This window comes from Methylobacterium sp. CM6257 (assembly GCF_054611515.1).
Genome location: NZ_CM137735.1, coordinates 5,764,373 through 5,782,328, shown reverse-complemented (window position 1 = coordinate 5,782,328; position 17,956 = coordinate 5,764,373). Strand labels below are relative to the sequence as shown.

General features: G+C 68.2%; 12 protein-coding genes. 2 read left to right on the top strand and 10 right to left on the bottom strand.

Going from position 1 to position 17,956, the window contains the following annotated elements:
- The first annotated feature begins 165 nt into the window (after positions 1-165).
- On the top strand, positions 166-957 hold the full coding sequence (locus ACYCO6_RS28135; protein ID WP_459765475.1) for a flagellar hook basal-body protein: 792 nt from the start codon (positions 166-168) through the stop codon (positions 955-957).
- A 16-nt stretch (positions 958-973) separates the two neighbouring features.
- Here ACYCO6_RS28135 and ACYCO6_RS28130 read toward each other — a convergent pair whose 3' ends face one another.
- The 3 genes from ACYCO6_RS28130 to ACYCO6_RS28120 form a co-directional block, all read right to left on the bottom strand.
- Complete coding sequence (locus ACYCO6_RS28130) at positions 974-2,509, bottom strand: efflux transporter outer membrane subunit (RefSeq protein WP_459773766.1); 1,536 nt, start codon at positions 2,507-2,509, stop codon at positions 974-976.
- A 143-nt stretch (positions 2,510-2,652) separates the two neighbouring features.
- Positions 2,653-5,805, bottom strand: coding sequence for an efflux RND transporter permease subunit (locus ACYCO6_RS28125; RefSeq protein ID WP_459765473.1), 3,153 nt, complete (start codon positions 5,803-5,805; stop codon positions 2,653-2,655).
- A gap of 16 nt (positions 5,806-5,821) precedes the next feature.
- The gene (locus tag ACYCO6_RS28120; protein WP_459765471.1) at positions 5,822-7,144 is read right to left on the bottom strand and encodes an efflux RND transporter periplasmic adaptor subunit; all 1,323 of its coding nucleotides are present in this window, start codon (positions 7,142-7,144) and stop codon (positions 5,822-5,824) included.
- Positions 7,145-7,442: 298 nt separating this feature from the next.
- On the opposite strand from ACYCO6_RS28120, the gene ACYCO6_RS28115 reads away from it, so the two are divergent.
- Positions 7,443-8,444 carry a CobW family GTP-binding protein gene (locus ACYCO6_RS28115; protein WP_459765469.1) on the top strand — a complete coding sequence of 334 codons (1,002 nt, stop codon included), beginning with the start codon at positions 7,443-7,445 and terminating at the stop codon, positions 8,442-8,444.
- Positions 8,445-8,555: 111 nt separating this feature from the next.
- Here ACYCO6_RS28115 and ACYCO6_RS28110 read toward each other — a convergent pair whose 3' ends face one another.
- The 7 genes from ACYCO6_RS28110 to ACYCO6_RS28080 form a co-directional block, all read right to left on the bottom strand.
- The gene (locus ACYCO6_RS28110) at positions 8,556-9,527 is read right to left on the bottom strand and encodes an HpcH/HpaI aldolase/citrate lyase family protein (RefSeq protein WP_459765467.1); all 972 of its coding nucleotides are present in this window, start codon (positions 9,525-9,527) and stop codon (positions 8,556-8,558) included.
- 294 nt (positions 9,528-9,821) lie between these two features.
- Positions 9,822-12,572 carry a phosphoenolpyruvate carboxylase gene (locus ACYCO6_RS28105; protein WP_459765465.1) on the bottom strand — a complete coding sequence of 917 codons (2,751 nt, stop codon included), beginning with the start codon at positions 12,570-12,572 and terminating at the stop codon, positions 9,822-9,824.
- A 321-nt stretch (positions 12,573-12,893) separates the two neighbouring features.
- Entirely contained in the window at positions 12,894-13,784 is an 891-nt protein-coding gene (gene sucD, locus ACYCO6_RS28100; RefSeq protein ID WP_459765463.1) for a succinate--CoA ligase subunit alpha, read from the bottom strand.
- 15 nt (positions 13,785-13,799) lie between these two features.
- On the bottom strand, positions 13,800-14,978 hold the full coding sequence (locus tag ACYCO6_RS28095; protein WP_459765461.1) for a malate--CoA ligase subunit beta: 1,179 nt from the start codon (positions 14,976-14,978) through the stop codon (positions 13,800-13,802).
- Between the two features lie 237 nt (positions 14,979-15,215).
- Positions 15,216-15,857: a methenyltetrahydrofolate cyclohydrolase gene (gene fchA / locus ACYCO6_RS28090; protein WP_459765459.1), complete on the bottom strand. Its 642-nt coding sequence runs from the start codon at positions 15,855-15,857 to the stop codon at positions 15,216-15,218.
- 14 nt (positions 15,858-15,871) lie between these two features.
- The gene (locus tag ACYCO6_RS28085; protein WP_459765457.1) at positions 15,872-16,735 is read right to left on the bottom strand and encodes an NADP-dependent methylenetetrahydromethanopterin/methylenetetrahydrofolate dehydrogenase; all 864 of its coding nucleotides are present in this window, start codon (positions 16,733-16,735) and stop codon (positions 15,872-15,874) included.
- Between the two features lie 208 nt (positions 16,736-16,943).
- Positions 16,944-17,888, bottom strand: coding sequence for a D-2-hydroxyacid dehydrogenase (locus tag ACYCO6_RS28080; RefSeq protein ID WP_459765455.1), 945 nt, complete (start codon positions 17,886-17,888; stop codon positions 16,944-16,946).
- Positions 17,889-17,956: the final 68 nt, after the last annotated feature.

Sequence of the window (17,956 nt, the reverse complement as noted above, 5' to 3'; positions counted from 1 at the left end):
TGAAACATTGCGTCCGCTCGACGAGGCGGGCCGGTTCGACCGACGCCGGCTCACACGCGGGCGTCGCCAGCAACACGGCGCCACACACCGGCGGTTAACCATAGCGGGCGCTTATGGACGCTCGTGGGATCGCCTCCTGTGCCGGTCTCGCGGACGGAGACCCCGATGGGCCTTTTCGCTGCGCTCTCGAACTCGATATCCGGCGCCTCGGCGCAGTCGCTGGCTCTCAACAACATCTCCGGGAACATCGCCAACACCCAGACGGCGGGGTTCAAGACCACGGAGACACACTTCGCCGACATGCTCGCCCAGACCGAGGGTGGCACGCAGCCCGCCGGGGGCGTGGCGTCGAACACCCGCAACACCCTTGGCATCCAGGGCACGGTGCAGTCCACCGGCGTGTCGACCAACCTCGCCATCTCGGGCAACGGCTATTTCATCGTCCGGGAGAATTCCGGGACGGACCAGAGCCCCAGCTTCACCGGTGAGACCGGCTACACACGGCGCGGCGATTTCGCGCCGGACGCCAACGGCTATCTGGTCAACGGCGCGGGCTACTACCTCTTCGCCGGCCCCTCGGCGGGCGCGCCGGTGCAGGTCCCGACCGGCGCGAACACGCTGTCGAGCCTCATCGTCTCGCCCGCAGGGACGCTCACCGGCACCGGCGCGGACGGCAACCCCGTGGCGCTCGGCTCGCTGACGCTTGCGCAGTTCGGCCTGCAGGACAACCTGTCCTCCCTCGACGGTGGCACCTACGTGGCCAACGGCCAGTCCGGCACGCCGACCTACGGCCTCAACGGCGCGACCATCGCCGCCGGCTCGCTGGAGCAGTCGAATGCCGGAATCGCGGACCAGTTCTCGAAGATGATCGAGACGCAGCAGGCCTACACGGCCAACACCAAGGTCATGAGCACCACCGACCAGATGCTGCAGGACGCCATCGCGATGTATGCGTGACGCGGTCGGATCCGCGTCACAGGAACTTCAGCGGGTCCTTCTCGGGCGGGGGCGGAGCCACATCGGCGCGGTTCCACCAGCCGCCGCCGAGCGCCACGAACAGCGCCGCGGTGTCGGCGTACTGAGTTGCGCGCGCGCCCGCCGAGGTGACCAGGGCCGAGAGGTAGCCCTGCTGGGCGATCAGCACCTGCGAGGAGGTGATCGCGCCTGCCGTGTACTGCTTGCGGATCAGCGCGAGGCTCTGGTTGGTGGCACTCACTGCGGCATCCGCGGCGGCCACGGCCTTCGCGTCCGCCTGGAGCGCCCGCAGGGCGTCGGCGACGTTCTGGAAGGCGGTGATCACGATCGCCTTGTACTGTGCCTGCGCCTGGGTCAGCGATTCCTCGGCGGCGCGCTGACGCCGGAACAGGGTACCAGCGTCGAAGATCGGCGCCGTCGCCTGCCCGATGATCGTGAAGAACGCCGCCCCCGGATTGGTCACCTGCGCGATCCGCGTGGCGCTGGAGCCGCCCGTGGCCGTCAGGCTGAACTGCGGCAGGCGGTTGGCCACCGCGACGCCGACATTGGCGCTCGCCTGCTGCACCAGGGCCTCGGCCGCCTTCACGTCGGGCCGCTGCTGAACGAGCCGCGACGGCAGGCTCACCGGGAGCTTGGTCGGCAGCCGCAGGGCGGCGAGATCGAAGGTTTCGGGGATCTCATCGGAGGGCAGCCGGCCGGCGAGGGCGGTGAGCAGGTTGCGCTGCAGCGCGAGCTGTTTCTCCAGCGGCGGCAGCAGCTGCTGCGACAGGGCGAGCGCCGCCTGCTGCTGCACCACGTCGGCCCCGGCGATCTGTCCCAGGGAGAGCTGCTTGTTGTAGAGTTGCAGGACCTCGGTCTGCGCCTGGATCACCTTGCGGGTCGCGTCGATCTGCGCCCGGAGAGAGGCCTCCTGGATAGCGGCGGCGACGACGTTGGCGGTCAGGCTGAGATAGGCCGCCTCCAGCTGGAAACGCTGGTTCTCGGTGGTGGCCTCCAGGGATTCGATCTGCCGGCGGTTCCCACCGAACACGTCCGAATTGTAGGCGACCACCGCCTGCGGCGTGACGAGACTGTAGAGGTACTGGTTCTGGTTCTGCAGCGGCGATTGCAGGTCGAGGCCGGGCGCCAGGGCGCCCTGGACCTGCGGAGTCGCGGTCAGGGTCGGGTAGAGCGTGCCCTTCTGGGCAAGCACATTCTGCTGCGCGACCCGGAGCGAGGCCTGGGCGGCCTCGAGGTTCGGGTTGTTGGCCAGTGCCTGCTCGACCAGGCGGTTCAGCGCCTTCGAGTGGAACAGGGTCCACCACTGGCCCGGGATGTCGGCGCCGGAGACGAAGCTCTGGTCGGCCGAGCCGCCCTGCCGGGTGCGGATGTTGTCGGCCGCCGAGGGGTTCTTCAGCGGCTCCTTGGTGTAGCGGCTGACCGGCGGATCCTCGGGGGGTGCGAAATTCGGGCCGACCGCGCAGGCCGACAGGGACAGGGAGGCCGCCAACCATGCGGCCACCCGTCCGCACCTGCTCGGCGCCAAGCTCACCATCCCGCCCCCGAAAACCTCACCCTGGTAGAGCCGCGCGGCGCGCTTCCAAGTCAATGCGGCCGTCCCCGGATCGCGCGCGCGGGGTTGGCGTTGTGGCGCCCCTGCAACGTGCGGCCTATCGGCTCCCGTGCTCGCGAAGCGGCTCACGCGGCGGCCCGAGCCTCGGCCCGTCCCCGCCGCGCCTCCGGATTGGGCTTTCTCCGGGAGAACAGGGAGATCAGAACCGGCACGACCACCAGGATCAGGTTCGGCGCCAGGATGATGCCGCCGACCACCACGAGCGCCAGCGGCTTCTGCACCTGCGAGCCGATGCCGGTTGAGACCGCCGCCGGCAGAAGGCCGACGCAGGCGGCCACGCAGGTCATCATCACGGGGCGCATGCGCACCACCGCGGCCTGCCAGACCGCGTCCTGACGCCGCCAGCCCTCGTCGAGGAGCTGGTTGTAGTAGGCGAGCAGGATCACGCCCTCCATGGTGGAGATGCCGAACAGCGCGATGAAGCCGATCGCCGCCGAGATCGAAAACGGCGTGCCGGTCAGCGCCAGGGCGAAGATGCCGCCGATCATCGCCATCGGGATCACCGAGAGCGTCAGCAGCATGTCGGCCACCGACGAGAAGTTGATGTACAGCAGCAGCGCGATCAGCAGCAGGGTGACCGGCACCACGAGGCTGAGCCGGGCCGCCGCCTCCTTGAGGTTCGTGAACTGCCCGACCCATTCCAGGCGGTAGCCCGGCGGCAGGTCCACCGCCTCGGCGACCTTGCGCTGCGCCTCGATGACCGCGCTGCCGAGATCGCGGCCCCGCACCGAGAACTTCACCGGGATGTAGCGCTGCTGGTCCTCGCGATAGATGAACGAGGCACCCGAGACGAGGTCTACGTCGGCGATCTCGGAGAGCGGCACCTGGATCACGCCGCCATTCGGGTTCTGGGCGCCCACCGCGATGTTGCGGATGCCGGCCAGCGACGAGCGGAACTCTTTGGCGAGCCGCACACGCATGGGGAAGTGGCGGTCGGAGCCGTATTCATAGAGGTCACCCGCGGTCTGGCCGCCGATCGCCGCCTGGATCGTGGTGTTCACGTCGCCGATGGACAGGCCGTAGCGGGCGGCCTTGTGGCGGTCGACGTCGATCCGCACCGTGGGCTGGCCGAGGGATTCGAAGACCGACAGGTCGGTGACGCCGGGGACTGTGGCCAGGGTCGCCTTGACCGCGTTGGCGGTCTTGGTGAGCTGAACAAGATCGTTGCCGTAGATCTTGACCGAGTTCTCGCCCTTCACGCCCGAGGCCGCTTCCTGGACGTTGTCCTCGATATACTGCGAGAAGTTGAACTCGATACCTGGAAATTCCGCTTCCAGCTTCTTGCTGAGGTTCTGGATGAGCGTCTCCTTGTCGAGCCCCTTCCGCCATTGGTCGATAGGCTTCAGGGGCGCCAGGATCTCGACGTTGAAGAAGCCGGTGGCGTCGGTGCCGTCATTGGGGCGGCCTTGGTGCGACAGGACCGTGGTGACCTCCGGGACCTCCTGGAAGATCTTCCGTAGGCGCTGGACGTAGGCGTTGCCGGCCTCCAGCGAGATCGAGGACGGCATGGTGCCGCGCACGTAGAGATTGCCCTCTTCGAGCCGGGGCAGGAACTCCAGGCCGAGATTGCGCGCCACGAGCCCCGAGACGAGGAGGATCGCCAGCATCACGGCGAGCGACAGGATGCGGTTGCGCAGGCCGAAGGCCAGGATGCGCTCGTGCCCGATGCGCAGCACGCGCACGATGAGCGTGTCGCGCTCCTCCAGCTTCTTGGGAAGGATCAGCGCCGAGAGCGCGGGTGAGACCGTGAAGGTGGCGAGCAGGCCGCCGAGCAGCGCGTACGCGTAGGTCTTGGCCATCGGCCCGAAGATGTGACCCTCGACGCCGGTCATCGTGAACAGCGGCAGGAAGCCGACGATGATGATCGTGGCCGAGAAGAAGATCGCCCGGTTCACCTCGCGCCCGGCGATCGCGATTGTGCCCAGCCGGCCCGTCAAGCCGGCGGGCGGAGCCTCGCCCGTCACGTGGTCGGGCTCGGCGATGTGGCGGAAGACGTTCTCCACCATGATCACGGTGGCGTCGACGATCAGGCCGAAATCGATGGCCCCGAGCGACAGCAGGTTGGCCGAGTCGCCGCGCACCACCAGGATCAGGATCGCGAAGCCCAGCGCGAACGGGATCGTGGCCGCCACGATGATCGCGCTGGTGAGCGAGCCCAGGAACAGCCACTGCACCACGAAGACCAGCACCACGCCGAAGACGAGGTTGTGCATCACCGTGTGGGTGGTGGTGTGGATCAGGCCCGAGCGGTCGTAGATCCGCTCGATCTTCACGTCGGGCGGCAGGATCGTGGAGCTGTTGATCTTGTCGATCTCGGCCTCGACCCGCTCCAGCGTCGGCAGGCTCTTGCCGCCGCGGGTCATCAGCACGATGCCCTCGACGACGTCCGGCTGGTCGTCGTGGCCGACGATGCCGAGCCGCGGCGCGTTCGAGACCCGCACCTCCGCCACGTCCCGCACCAGCACCGGCGTGCCGTTGACGAGGCTGATCATCGTGTCCTTGATGTCGTCCATGTCGCGGATCAGGCCGATGCCGCGCACCACCGCCGATTGCTGGCCGACGTTCAGCGTCTGCCCGCCGACGTTGATCGAGGCATTGTTCAGGGCCGTGGTGAGCTGGACCAGGGTCAGCCCCTGCGCCTGGAGGCGGTTGAGATCGACCGCGACCTCGTACTCCTTGGCCTTACCGCCGAAGGCCGTGACGTCGACGACCCCCGGTATCGCCTTGAACCGGCGCTGCAGCACCCAGTCCTGCAGGGTCTTCATGTCCATGGGCGAGTAGCCCGCGGGCCCGACGAGCTTGTAGCGCATGATCTCGCCCACCGGGCTCGTCGGCGAGATCTGCGGCGTGGCGCCGTTCGGGAGCGGCGGAGCCTGCGAGAGCCGGTTGAGCACCCGCTGCAGCGCCTCCTCGTACGTGTACTCGTAGTTGAACTGGACCTTCACGTCGGAGAGGCCGAACAGCGAGATCGTGCGCACCACCTGGGCGTTGGGGATGCCGGCCAGCGCCACTTCCAGGGGGATCGTGATGTAGCGCTCGATCTCGTCGGCGGACTGGCCCGGATTCTGGGTGATCACATCGACCAGCGGCGGCACCGGGTCGGGATAGGCCTCGATGTTGAGCTGGGTGTAGGCGCCGTAGCCGATGCCCAGCATCACCACGAACAGCAGCACCACCAGCACGCGCTGGCGGAGCGAGAAGGCGATCAGGCTGTTCATCGGACCGGATCCTCGCTCAGGACGCCTTGTCGCCTGTGGCTGCCCGGTCGATGAAAAGGGCTCCGCGGGTCACGACCTCTTCACCCGGCCGCAGGCCCTGGACGACTTGGGCGTTGTCGCCGTTGATCACGCCGAGCTTGATATCCCGCGCCTCCACGGCGCCGTCCGGCCGGGCCACCCAGACATGCGTGCGGTCGCCCTCGTACACGATGGCGGCCACCGGCACGCTCGGGCTCGGCTCGCCCTTGCCGGTGATGATCGTGTAGGTGGCAAACATCTCCGGGCGCAGGACCCGGTCGGGGTTGTCGACCTCGCTGCGTACGGCGAGCCGGCGCGTGGCCGGGTCGAGGCTGGAGGCCATGTAGTTCACCCGGGCCTTGAACACCCGCGCACCGAAGCCCGCCACCTTGGCTTCGACCTCCTGGCCGATGCGGATCTTCGGGATCTCGCTCTCGCGGACATTGGCGATGAGCCAGACCGTCGATAGATCGCCGATCACGAAGACCGGGTCGCTGGAGGCGGAGAGGTACTGCCCGATGCCCACTTTCCGCTGGACGATCGTGCCGGCGATCGGCGCCCGGATCTGGGTCTCCGGGCTCAGCGTGCCCTTCTTCTCGTAGGCGGCGATCTCGGCGTCTGTCTTGCCCAGCAGCCGCAGGCGGTTCTTCACCGCGTCCAGGGCGGCCTCGGCGGTCTTCAGGTCGCTCTGGGCGGCGATCACGTCGTTCTGCGCCGACTGGTAGTCCTTGAGGGCCGTGGCGTGGGCCTGGAACAACTCCTGCTGGCGCTGCGCGATGGTCTGGTCGAGCTTCAGCAGCGCCTGCTGCTTCTGGAGATTGTTCAGGGCCGCCTGATAATCGTTCTGCGCCTGGACCATGTCGGTGGCCTCAAGGGTCAGAAGCACGTCGCCGGCCTTCACGTCGTCGCCCGCGCGGACCAGCACCTTCGTCACCCGGCCCGCATAGGGCGAGACCACCGGCACGTTGTCGTCCTCGTTGAGGGCGATGCGTCCCTCGGCGGCCCCTTCCGGACGGAACACCTGCGTGGCCACCGGCAGGATCTCGAAAGCCGCGCGCTGCTCCTTGGTGGGCCGGAAGATCCGCTCCACCGGCCCGGCCTTCTCCGCATCGACGGCCGGCTCCGGGTTGCCCGAAGCGAAAAGGCTGGTCAGCGAGACCAGGACCCCGGAGGCGGCCTCACGGGCACGGTCCGGAAAGGCGAACGCCAAGGCTCCCGCGGCTGCGAGGAGCGCCACGACGAGGAGAGGACCCCGCCACCGGCGCCTGCGCGGAGATGCGGTGACGGCCTCCTCCTGTTCGAGCGGATTTCGGGCGTCCATGGGAATGATCTTCTAAGTCCGGGCGAAGAGACCGGGCTGACGGATACGGGTACGATTCGCGCCGGGACGTCGCCCAGATCAATGCGATCGCTGGTGCTTTTCTATGGCGTACCGCGCGGGTAGGCCCCGGCGGCTTCCTGTGCCTAGAGCAAAGCTTGTCCCACGCGCAATCGATCGGGAGCCCCGGTCGCGAAACCGTGTGATCCCGTCTTCCTTTGACGGGATTTGTTACAATATGACAACGCTCATGGGTGTGCAGCCCCTTCCGACCCCCTTGGACCCGATCGAAGAACCCGACATGACCGACATGAGCCCTGCTTCCGCCCAAGCTGGATCGACCGCCGGGAAGATCCCGGTCACCGTGCTCACCGGCTATCTCGGCGCGGGCAAGACCACGCTCCTCAACCGGATCCTCACGGAGAACCATGGCAAGCGCTACGCGGTGATCGTCAACGAGTTCGGCGAGATCGGCATCGACAACGATCTCGTCGTCGGCGCGGACGAGGAAGTGTTCGAGATGAACAACGGCTGCGTCTGCTGCACCGTGCGTGGCGACCTGATCCGGATCATGGACGGGCTGGTGAAGCGCCGGGGCAAGTTCGACGCGATCATCGTCGAGACCACGGGTCTCGCCGATCCGGCGCCCGTGGCGCAGACCTTCTTCGTCGATCAGGACGTCGGCGAGGCCGCCCGACTGGATGCCGTGGTGACTGTGGCGGACGCCAAGTGGCTGTCAGACCGCCTCAAGGACGCCCCGGAGGCGCGCAACCAGATCGCCTTCGCGGACGTGATCCTGCTCAACAAGAGCGATCTCGTCTCGCCGGCCGATCTCAACCGGGTCGAGGCCGAGATCCGCACCATCAACCCGCTGGCCAAGCTCCACCGCACGCAGAACTGCGCCGTGCCGCTTGACGCCGTGCTGGAGCGCAACGCCTTCGATCTCGACCGGATTCTCGATGTGGAGCCCGACTTCCTGGAGGAGGGCCACCACCACCATCACGATTCCGACATCCGGTCGATCTCGGCCCGGATCGACGGGGAGGTGGATCCGGAAAAGTTCATGCCCTGGATCTCGAACCTGACCCAGGTCCAGGGGCCCGACATCCTGCGCTGCAAGGGGATCGTCGCCTTCCCGAACGAGCCGAAGCGCTTCGTCTTCCAGGGCGTGCACATGATCCTCGACGGGGACGTACAGGGCGACTGGGGGCCGAACGAGCCGCGGGTCTCGCGCGTGGTGTTCATCGGGCGCAACCTCGACGAAGCGGCGATCCGGGCCGGCTTCGAGAGCTGCCGGGCCTGATCCCGAAACGCGTGCGCCCTCCCTCGCCCGCATAGGGAGAGGGAGGGCACGTCGCGTCCACCAAGGGCGGGCGCGAGGGTTCATCTTACGAATGGCGGCCGCAGACGCCGCTCACGCCTTCATGGCGTCGGCCTTCTCGATCAGCGCCTCGGCCATGCGGATCGAGGCGATGTCGATAAGGCGGCCGTCCAGCGATACGGCGCCCCGGCCGGCCTTGGCGGCCTCCTCCATGGCCTGGAGGATGCGGCGGGCCTTGGTCACCTCGGCCTCCGACGGGGTGAAGACCTGGTTGGCCAGCTCGATCTGGCTCGGGTGGATCGCCCACTTGCCCTCGAAGCCGAGCGCCGCGCAGCGCTTGGCCGCCGAGATGTAGCCGTCCGGATCCGAGAAATCGCCGAAGGGGCCGTCGATCGGGCGCAGGCCGTAGGCGCGGCAGGCCACCAGCATGCGGTTCTGGGCGAAGAGCCACGGGTCCTGCCAGTGGGTCTGGCGGTTGCCGGCCTCGTCCTTGTCAGTTAGCACCGAGAAGTCGGGGTTCACGCCGCCGATCACCGTCGAACGGGCGCGGGTCGAGGCCGCGTAGTCGGCCACGCCGAACGACATCGCTTCCAGGCGCTTCGAGGACTGGGCGATCGCCTCGACATTGGCCATGCCGAGCGCTGTCTCGATCAGCACCTCGAAGCCGATCGCCTTGTCGCGCTTCTTGGCCTGCTCGATCTGGGTGACCAGCACGTCGATGGCGTAGACGTCCTGCGGCACGCCGACCTTGGGGATCAGGATCATGTCGAGGCGCGGGCAGGCTTCGACGATGTCGACCACGTCGCGGTACATGTAGTGGGTGTCGAGACCGTTGATGCGGATCATCATGGTCTTGTTGCCCCAATCCAGGTCGTTGAGCGCCTGGATGATGTTGGTGCGGGCCTTCTCCTTGTCGTCCGGCGCCACCGCGTCCTCGAGGTCGAGGAAGATCACGTCGGCGGCCGAGGAGGTCGCCTTCTCCATGAAGGTCGGGTTGGAACCCGGCACGGCCAGTTCGGAGCGGTGCAGGCGGGCCTTGGCCTGCGGGATCAGGGTGAAGCTCATCGTGGGGTCTCTCTCCTGGTGGCGGTTCTGATGCCGTTGCGGGATGCGATCCCGTTCATCGGCGGCAAATGGCGCGTCCACGGTTCCCTGACAGGGCGCGGGCGCGCGTTTCGGTCTGCTGGACGTGCATCAGTCCGAGGCGCGGGTTCTCTCTGTTGCCATGTCGTCCCGCACGAGGCGCGACGGGCTCCCTCTCCCTCCAAGGCAGGGGCTCGCGCCCTATTCTGAGAACCTGCGGCCGAACCCCATCTACGGATCGGCCCGCCTGGGCGGAGAGAGCAGGGTGCGGCCTCCTCACCCGGTCGCCCCGAAGCCGACCGCGATGCAGTTGATCGACAGAAGCAGGGCCGACTTCACCGCCTCGCGCCGGTCCTCGTCGGTCTCGGCGCGGTAGCGGGCGAGCAGCTCCACCTGCTCGCGGCTGACCTGGTTGATGGTGGGCAGCCGGCCCTTCAGGCGGTCCCGGAACAGGGGGAAGCGCTCGGCCAGCTCCGCGCCGCCGCTCACGCGCAGGACCATCTCGCGAGTCAGGGCGTACTCGGCCTCGATCATCGAGAAGATCCGGTCGCGGACGCCCGCATCCGGGACGAGGCCCGCATAGGCGCGGGCGATGTCGAGATCCACCATCATCAGCGTCTTCTCGACCTCGTCGAGGACGAGGCGGAACACGCGCGAGTCCTGGAACAGGCGCTGCAGGGTCGCCTCGCCCTCCCGGCCGCGCACGTCCAGGAAGCTCGCCAGTCCGGAGCCGACCCCGTACCAGCCGGTGATCACGTGCCGGTTCTGCGACCACGCGAACACCCAGGGGATCGCCCGCAGATCCGAGAGCGAGCGTGCGCCGAAGCGACGGGCCGGGCGCGAGCCGATGTTCAGGAGCGCGATCTCGTCGAGCGGGCTCGCAGCCTGGAAATAGTCGACGAGACCGTCGGTCTGGAGGAGCTGCACGTAGGCCGCCCGCGAGGCGCCGGCGAGCGCCTCCAGGGCATCATCGTGCCCCGGCCCGGCCCGCTCGCCGTCGCCGGCCAGCGCGTGCTCGAACACGGAGGCCGCCAGCAGCTCCATCTGGTAGGCGGCGGTGCCGCGGTTGGCGTATTTGAACGAGACCACCTCGCCCTGCTCGGTGGTGCGGAAGCGCCCGCGGATCGAGCCCGGCGGCTGGGCCATGATGCCCCGGTGGGTCGGCACGCCGCCGCGACTCACCGAGCCGCCGCGCCCGTGGAAGAAGGCGATGCCCACGCCGAGTTCCTGGCCGAGCCGGGTCAGCTTGCTCTGCGCCTTGTACAGCTCCCAGTTGGCCGCGATGAAGCCGCCATCCTTGTTGGAGTCGGAGTACCCGATCATCACCTCCTGAACTCCACCCTGCCAGCGGGTGGAGCGGCGCACCACCGGCACGGCGAGCAGCGCCCGCATGATCGCCGGGGCGGCGCGCAGGTCGTCGATGGTCTCGAACAGGGGCACGATCGGCAGCGGGCAGATCTCGGTGCCGGCCGCGTCGAGGAACACCCCCGCCTCTTTGGCCAGCAGGTAGGCGCCCAGCACATCCTCGACCGAGTGGCTCATGGACAGCACGAAGGCGCCGAACGCCTCGCGGTCGAGGGCCTCGCGCATCTCGGCGACCAGGGCGAAGGTAGCCAGCGTCTCGCGGGCGGCGTCGGGCAGGTTCTCGAAGGAGCGGTCCGGATCACGGGGCCGGGCGAGTTCCGCGTCGAGCCACTGGCGCCAGGCCGCCGACCCGAGGGCGGGGGGCTCGCCCTCGCCGTTGCGCTGCCGCCAGAGCGCCTGCAGCGTGTCGGTGGTGCGCGTGGTGTTCTCGCGCAGGTCCAGCCGGACCGTCGAGAAGCGGAAGATCTCGACCATGCGCCGTACCGGGCGGACGAGGTCCCGGGCCAGCGCCCCGCACTTGGCGTCTGTCAGGCCGCGCTCCAGGACCCGCAGGTCCTCGATCAGGCCGTCCGCGCTGGCATAGTCCGGGCCGGATGGATGCTCACCCTCGTTGCGGGCGATCGTCGCCTCGATCTTGCGCAGGACGCAGGAGAGGTACTGGCGATAGGGTTCGCCCGGGTTGCGCCGGGTAATGGCCCGGGCCTGGCCGCTCTCGGCGAGCTGCCGGTCGAGCTCCTGCCGGAAGTCCGCCGGCAGCGGCAGCGAGCGCTCGGTCAGCGAGAGGGTGCGCCCCAGCTCGCGCACGCCGTCGCGGTAACGGGAGAGCGAGGCCTGGGCGTTCCGGAGCAGGGCCTGCCGGGTCACGGCGGCCGTGACGTAGGGGTTGCCGTCCCGGTCGCCGCCGATCCACGAGCCGAACTGGAAGAACGGCGGCACCTTGAACGCCGTGCCCGGATAGGCCTCCGCCAGGGATTCCTCCAGGGTCTCCATGGTCTCGGGCAGCATCTCGAACAGGGTCTCGTCGAAGAAGTGCAGCCCCCAGGCGACCTCCCGCTCGACGGTGGCCTTCTCCAGGTGCAACTCCCCCGTCATCCAGACCAGCTCGATCTGGTCGCGCAGCTCGTTCATGAGCCCGTTGCGCTCGCGGTCGGTCCAGCGCGGCATCTCCAGTTCGCGCAGCACGAGGTAGATCCGCCGGAATTTTTCGAGGACCGTGACGCGCTTGCCTTCGGTGGGGTGGGCTGTGAGCGTCGGGCGGATGCGCAGGTCGCTGAGCAGCGCCTGGATTTTTTCAGGGGGCACGCCTTGCCGGCGGGCATCTGAAAACACCTTGGCGAAGGAGCCGCCGAGCGCGGCCCGCCCTTCCGTACGCTCCACGTGGCGGCGGCGGCGCATCGCGGCGTTCTGCTCGGCGATGGAGATCAGCTGGAACCAGATGCCCTGCACCTGGAGCGCCCGGGCGAGCATCTGCGGCGAGAAGCGCGAGATGTCAGCCGTTCCGTGCAGCACGGCTTCCAGGTCCGGATCGTGCCTGCGGGCAACATCGAGCAGCGCCTGGAACAGGATGTCGAGGGCCTGCTCGGCGGAGGTGCCGGTGATCACCGGCGGCGCGAAGGCGGTGGCGTCCGCGAGGCTGGGCGTTGCGTGAAGGGTACGGGTCATGGGGCCACCTCGTGGCGCATGGTTTTCAATCGAGTGCGACGCTCTCCCTCCCCTTAGCCGGGGAGGCACACGCATCGCCCTGTGCTGGGCTCGACGTCGGGGTGAGGGCGGAGAACTCTCCGAGAAGGACACGCCATCGTCGCGCGTTCAGGTCGAGCCTTCTCCGGTCAGGTCCCACACCTCACCCGGCCCTTTGCGAGAGCAGACCTCTCCCTCCAGGGGAGGGGACCCGCGCCGCGTCCTGAAACCTGTCGGCCGGAGCCGAAGGGGGATCCCTCGGCTCCGCGTGCGTGCGGTCGCGCGCGGCAGGTACAGCCGTGCTTACGCCGCCCGGGCCAGCACGTCGGCCACCGTCTGCCCGAAGGACCCGGGATCGGGCGCTACGGTCAGGCCGTAGGAGCGCATGATCTCAGCCTTCTCGGCGGCGCTGTCGCCGGCCGCCGAGATGATCGCGCCGGCATGGCCCATGCGCCGACCCTTCGGAGCGGTCAGCCCGGCCACGAAGCCGATCACCGGCTTCGACATGTTCTCGCGGATCCAGGCCGAGGCCTCGGCCTCCTGCGGGCCGCCGATCTCGCCGATCATCAGCACCGCATCGGTGTCCGGATCGGTCTCGAACAGGGCGAGGTGATCGAGGAAGGACGAGCCGTTGATCGGGTCGCCGCCGATGCCCACCGAGGTCGAGATCCCGAGGCCGAGTTCCTTGAGCTGCGAGGCCGCCTCGTAGCCGAGCGTGCCCGAGCGCGAGATCACCCCGACATTGCCCTTGAGGTAGATGTGGCCGGGCATGATGCCGAGCATCGCCTTGCCGGGCGAGATGATGCCGGCGCAGTTCGGGCCGACCACCATGGTCCGCCGCTCCTTGGGATAGCGGTAGAGATAGCGCTTCACCCGCATCATGTCCTGGGCGGGGATGCCGTCGGTGATCGAGCAGACGAGCCGCAGGCCGGCATCGGCCGCCTCCATGATGGCGTCCGCCGCGAACGGAGGCGCCACGAAGGTGATCGAGGTGGTGGCCCCGGTGGCTGCGACGGCCTCCTTGACGGTGTTGAACACCGGCAGGCCGAGATGGGTGCGGCCGCCCTTGCCGGGGGTGACGCCGCCGACCACGTTCGAGCCGTAGTCCAGCATCTCCTTGGCGTGGAAGGTGCCCTTGTCGCCCGTGATGCCCTGGACGATGATCGGGGTGGTCTCGTCGATGAGGATGCTCATGGCGCGGTCTCCCCCTCAGTGATGCGTCTTGGCGGTGCCGCAGGCATCCACCGCCTTCCGGGCCGCCTCCGCCAGCGTGTCGGCGGTGATCAGGTCGAGGCCGCTCTCAGCCAGGATCTTCTTGCCAGCCTCCACGTTCGTTCCGGCGAGCCGCACCACGAGCGGCACGTCGATCTTTACCTCGCGGGCGGCCTTGACCACGCCCTCCGCGACCCAGTCGCAGCGGTTGATCCCGGCGAAGATGTTGACCAAGATCGCCTTGACGTTGCGATCCGAGAGCACCAGCCGGAAGGCTGTGGCCACGCGCTCGGGCGAGGCGCCGCCGCCGACATCGAGGAAGTTCGCCGGCTCGCCGCCCGCGTGCTTGATCATGTCCATGGTGGCCATGGCGAGGCCGGCGCCGTTGACGATGCAGCCGATCTCGCCCTCGAGGCCAATGTAGCTGAGGTTGTGCTCGGCGGCCTGGGCCTCGCGGGGATCGCTCTGCGACGGGTCGTGCATGTCGGCGATGCCCGGCCGGCGGAACATCGCGTTGTCGTCGAAGCTCATCTTGGCGTCGAGCGCCAGCACCCGGTCATCCTTGGTGACGACCAGCGGGTTGATCTCCAGCATCGTGCCATCGCAGTCGCGGAACGCCCGGTAGGCGTTCATGATGGTCTTCACCGCGGCCGAGACCTGCTTGATGTTGAGCCCAAGCTGGAAGGCGATCTCCCGGGCCTGGAACTGCTGCAGACCCACCGCCGGCTCGACCACCACCTGGATGAGGGAGGCCGGCTCCTTGGCGGCGATCTCCTCGATGTCCATGCCGCCGCGCTGGCTTGCGATGACCCGAACGCGCTCGGCCTTCCGGTCCAGCACGTAGCCGAGGTAAAGCTCGCGCTCGAACGGGTCGGCAGTCTCCACGTAGACCCGCTGCACGGGCTTGCCCTCGGGGCCGGTCTGATGCGTGACGAGGCGCTTGCCGAGGAGGTCCTTCGCAGCGTCGCGGACCTCGTTATAGGTGCGGCACAGCTTGATGCCGCCGGCCTTGCCGCGGGCGCCCGCGTGGATCTGCGCCTTCACGGCCCAGAAGGAGCCACCGAGTTCGGTTGCGGCATAGACGGCTTGGTCCGGGCTGAACGCGATGGCGCCTTTCGGGACGGCCACGCCGAAGCTCGCGAGCAGCTCCTTGGCCTGATACTCGTGGACGTCCATTCGGCGCCTCCTCCGCGGTTCGTTGCCGCCGTTGTCGCCATCTACTTTAGTTGAGTCGCAAGATTACGCCCGTCAAATTTTTTGATCTCCGGCTTCACGACGACTTTTTCGCGGGCGCAACATAGATCGCACTAGATGCTGCAATGCGACATAGAGAAAAACAGGAAGGCCGGGGCATGATGCACCCGGCCTCGACTGTCGATGGTTTGCCGGCGCCAGGATCAGGCGCCGTGCGCGTCAGCTCACTTTGGCCTTCACCACTCCGTAGACCTTCTCGGTGAGCGCGCCGGCCTCCGAGAGCAGATCTTCCAGTTCCTTCAGCCGCTCGTCGGCGAAGTCGCGGTCCTCGAGACCCTTCGCGTTGACGTAGACGTTGAGGGCCGCGCTGCGCAGCCCGGCATAGGCCGAGAGCACCGCCACGCCGGCATCCGACACCACGTTGAGATTGCCCTTCTCGGCGGTGATCGCCGCAAGATCGATCACTGCGCGGCAGGCCCGGCAGCAGGCGAGCGGCACGTCGCAGGCGGTCTTGAGCGCGGCCTGGATCTTCTCCGCGCGCGCCGCCTTCTCGTCGTCGGTGGCCTTGGGCAGGCCGTAGGCGCCCATGACGGCGTCGAAGGCCTGGACATCCTCGCCGATCATGCCGGTGAGGACGACTCGAAGGTCCTCGGACCTGGCGAGCACGTCCTTCAGCTCGGCCTCGACCTCGACGTACTTCTTCTTGCCGATGGTGAGATTGCAGACCATCGACACCAGGGCCGCGCCCATGGCGCCGGAGATCGCCGCCGCGCCGCCGCCCCCGGGGGTCGGGGCGGCGCTCGCCAGCTCCGTCAGGAAGGTCTGGATGGTCGCGGTCTCGGGCGGTTGCGTGTCCGACATGGGCGCGTCTCCCGTCAGGCCATTTTCTTGGCGAGGGCGTAGATCTCCTCGGCGTCGAGCACCTGCTCGGTGCTCTCGAAGAGCTGGCCGACGCAGGCCCGGTGCAGCTTGAGCTTCAGCCCGCCGATGCCGAGCGCGCCGAAGGCCTTCTTGCCGTTGCGGTCCTTGCCCTTGTCCATCACGTCGATACCGCCGATGCCGGTCGGGGGCTGGGCGTTGTAGTCGGCCACGTACTCGACAGCCGAGTCCTGGGCCCAGGCGGATTCGGGCAGCAGCTCGACGCCGATGGCGCCGGCCGTGAACACGATGTTCTTGCCCTTCACGAGGGCGATGCGGGAGGCCTCGTCCGGCGTCGCGGCGGCCTTCACGTTCACCTTGAAGCGCTTGTTGATCTGGTCGGCGGCGGCCTGGGTCTTGTCCAGCGCGCGGCCCGCGATGGTCACGTCGGCGCCCTCGCCGGCGAGCAGAGCGGCCGAGCGCATGCCGACCGGACCGGTGCCCGCCAGCACGACGGCGCTCTTGCCCTGGAGCGAGCCCGCGGCCTTGGCCACCAACGCCACACCGGCCGCCGCCGTGGTGTTGGAGCCGTTGGAATCGAGCATGCACGAGACCCGGAACGGGCCGAAGAAGCGCTTCTTGACCGCCGCGAACAGCGCCTCGCCCGCCGCCATGTTGCCGCCGCCGACGAAGATCGCCGTCGACTTCTTCTCGGAGCCGCCGCGGGTGTAGATCGTGCCGTCGACCAGCGCGCCGACGTTGTCAGGCGTCACACTGCCGTAGCCGGTGATGTGGTCGGCGCCACCGTCGTACCCGACCACCGTGTCGAACACGTTCGGCACCGGATCGGTATCGAACAGGAACAGCAGCTTCTTCGTCATTTCCTACCTCGGCCCGCAGCGGGCTTTAGGGTTCTCAGGACTTGCGCGCCGTCATTCCGGGGCCGCGAAGCGGTGCCCGGAATCCAGACGCGCAGATGGTTCTCGGCCTGAGCCGCCGGCGGTTCCGGATTGCCCGCCTCCGGCGTGCCCCTTCGGGGCCGGGCTCGCCTGCGGCGCCCCGGAATGACGGGGCTCAAAACGCTCCGCCTCAGGCCTCGACCACGTTCTGCGGCTTGCCCGCCACGAAGGCTTCGACGTTGTCGACGAGCTGATCGGCCAGGATCTGCATCGCCTCCTTGCTCGCCCAGGCCACGTGCGGCGTGACGATCAGGTTCGGCAGGTCGGCCTCGCACAGGATGTTGCCGTCCTTGGGCGGCTCCTGCGCGACCACGTCGAAGCCTGCCCCCGCGATGGTGCCGTCCCTGAGTGCGGCCAGCAGCGCCGCCTCGTCCACGAGCCCGCCCCGGGCCGTGTTGATGAGGATGGCGTTCTTCTTCATCTTCTTGAGCTCGGCCGCGCCGATCATCCCCTTCGTGTCGGGGGTCAGCGGCACGTGCAGCGTGATCACGTCGGACTGGGTCAGGATCGTCTCGAAATCGACGAGCCCCTCCTGCGGGAACACGTCGTAGGCGAGGACCTTCATGCCGAGCGCCTCGGCGCGCTTGCCGATCGACTTGCCGAGCGCCCCGTAACCGACGATGCCGAGCGTCGAGCCGGCGATGTCGTAGATCGGGTAGTCGAAGTAGCAGAATTGCGTGGATTTCGCCCAGTCGCCGCGCCGCACCGAATTGGCGTAGGGCACGATCGCCCGGCGCAGGGCGAACATCAGCCCGACCACGTGCTCCGGCACGGTGTTGAAGGCGTAGTTGCGGATGTTGACGACGGTGATGCCCTGCGCCTTGGCCTGGGCCTTGTCGACCACGTCGGTGCCGGTGGCGGCCACCGCGATCAGCTTCAGGTCGGGGAGCTGCTTCAGCGTCTCGGCCCGCATCGGGACCTTGTTGATCAGCGCGATCTCGGCGCCCTGCAGCCGGGACACCGTGTCCTCCGGCGTCCAGGTCGACTCGTACTCGACGTATTCGTGCGGGAAGTTGAACGGTCGGACCCTGGCATCGAGGGATTCACGGTCCAGGAATACGATCTTCTTGGTCATAGGACCCCTCTCGGACGACGGGCGGCTTCCTCGATAGTCTTGTTCTTACTCGCGCGCCGGGGCGGGAC

What these genes read in the sequence shown, in the direction of transcription:
- ACYCO6_RS28085 (WP_459765457.1), bottom strand. Translation starts at nt 16,735, where the DNA reads ATGACGAAGAAGCTGCTGTTCCTGTTCGATACCGATCCGGTGCCGAAC.
- ACYCO6_RS28080 (WP_459765455.1), bottom strand. Translation starts at nt 17,888, where the DNA reads ATGACCAAGAAGATCGTATTCCTGGACCGTGAATCCCTCGATGCCAGG.
- fchA (WP_459765459.1), bottom strand. Translation starts at nt 15,857, where the DNA reads ATGTCGGACACGCAACCGCCCGAGACCGCGACCATCCAGACCTTCCTG.
- ACYCO6_RS28130 (WP_459773766.1), bottom strand. Translation starts at nt 2,509, where the DNA reads ATGGTGAGCTTGGCGCCGAGCAGGTGCGGACGGGTGGCCGCATGGTTG.
- ACYCO6_RS28115 (WP_459765469.1), top strand. Translation starts at nt 7,443, where the DNA reads ATGACCGACATGAGCCCTGCTTCCGCCCAAGCTGGATCGACCGCCGGG.
- ACYCO6_RS28095 (WP_459765461.1), bottom strand. Translation starts at nt 14,978, where the DNA reads ATGGACGTCCACGAGTATCAGGCCAAGGAGCTGCTCGCGAGCTTCGGC.
- ACYCO6_RS28120 (WP_459765471.1), bottom strand. Translation starts at nt 7,144, where the DNA reads ATGGACGCCCGAAATCCGCTCGAACAGGAGGAGGCCGTCACCGCATCT.
- ACYCO6_RS28110 (WP_459765467.1), bottom strand. Translation starts at nt 9,527, where the DNA reads ATGAGCTTCACCCTGATCCCGCAGGCCAAGGCCCGCCTGCACCGCTCC.
- sucD (WP_459765463.1), bottom strand. Translation starts at nt 13,784, where the DNA reads ATGAGCATCCTCATCGACGAGACCACCCCGATCATCGTCCAGGGCATC.
- ACYCO6_RS28105 (WP_459765465.1), bottom strand. Translation starts at nt 12,572, where the DNA reads ATGACCCGTACCCTTCACGCAACGCCCAGCCTCGCGGACGCCACCGCC.
- ACYCO6_RS28125 (WP_459765473.1), bottom strand. Translation starts at nt 5,805, where the DNA reads ATGAACAGCCTGATCGCCTTCTCGCTCCGCCAGCGCGTGCTGGTGGTG.
- ACYCO6_RS28135 (WP_459765475.1), top strand. Translation starts at nt 166, where the DNA reads ATGGGCCTTTTCGCTGCGCTCTCGAACTCGATATCCGGCGCCTCGGCG.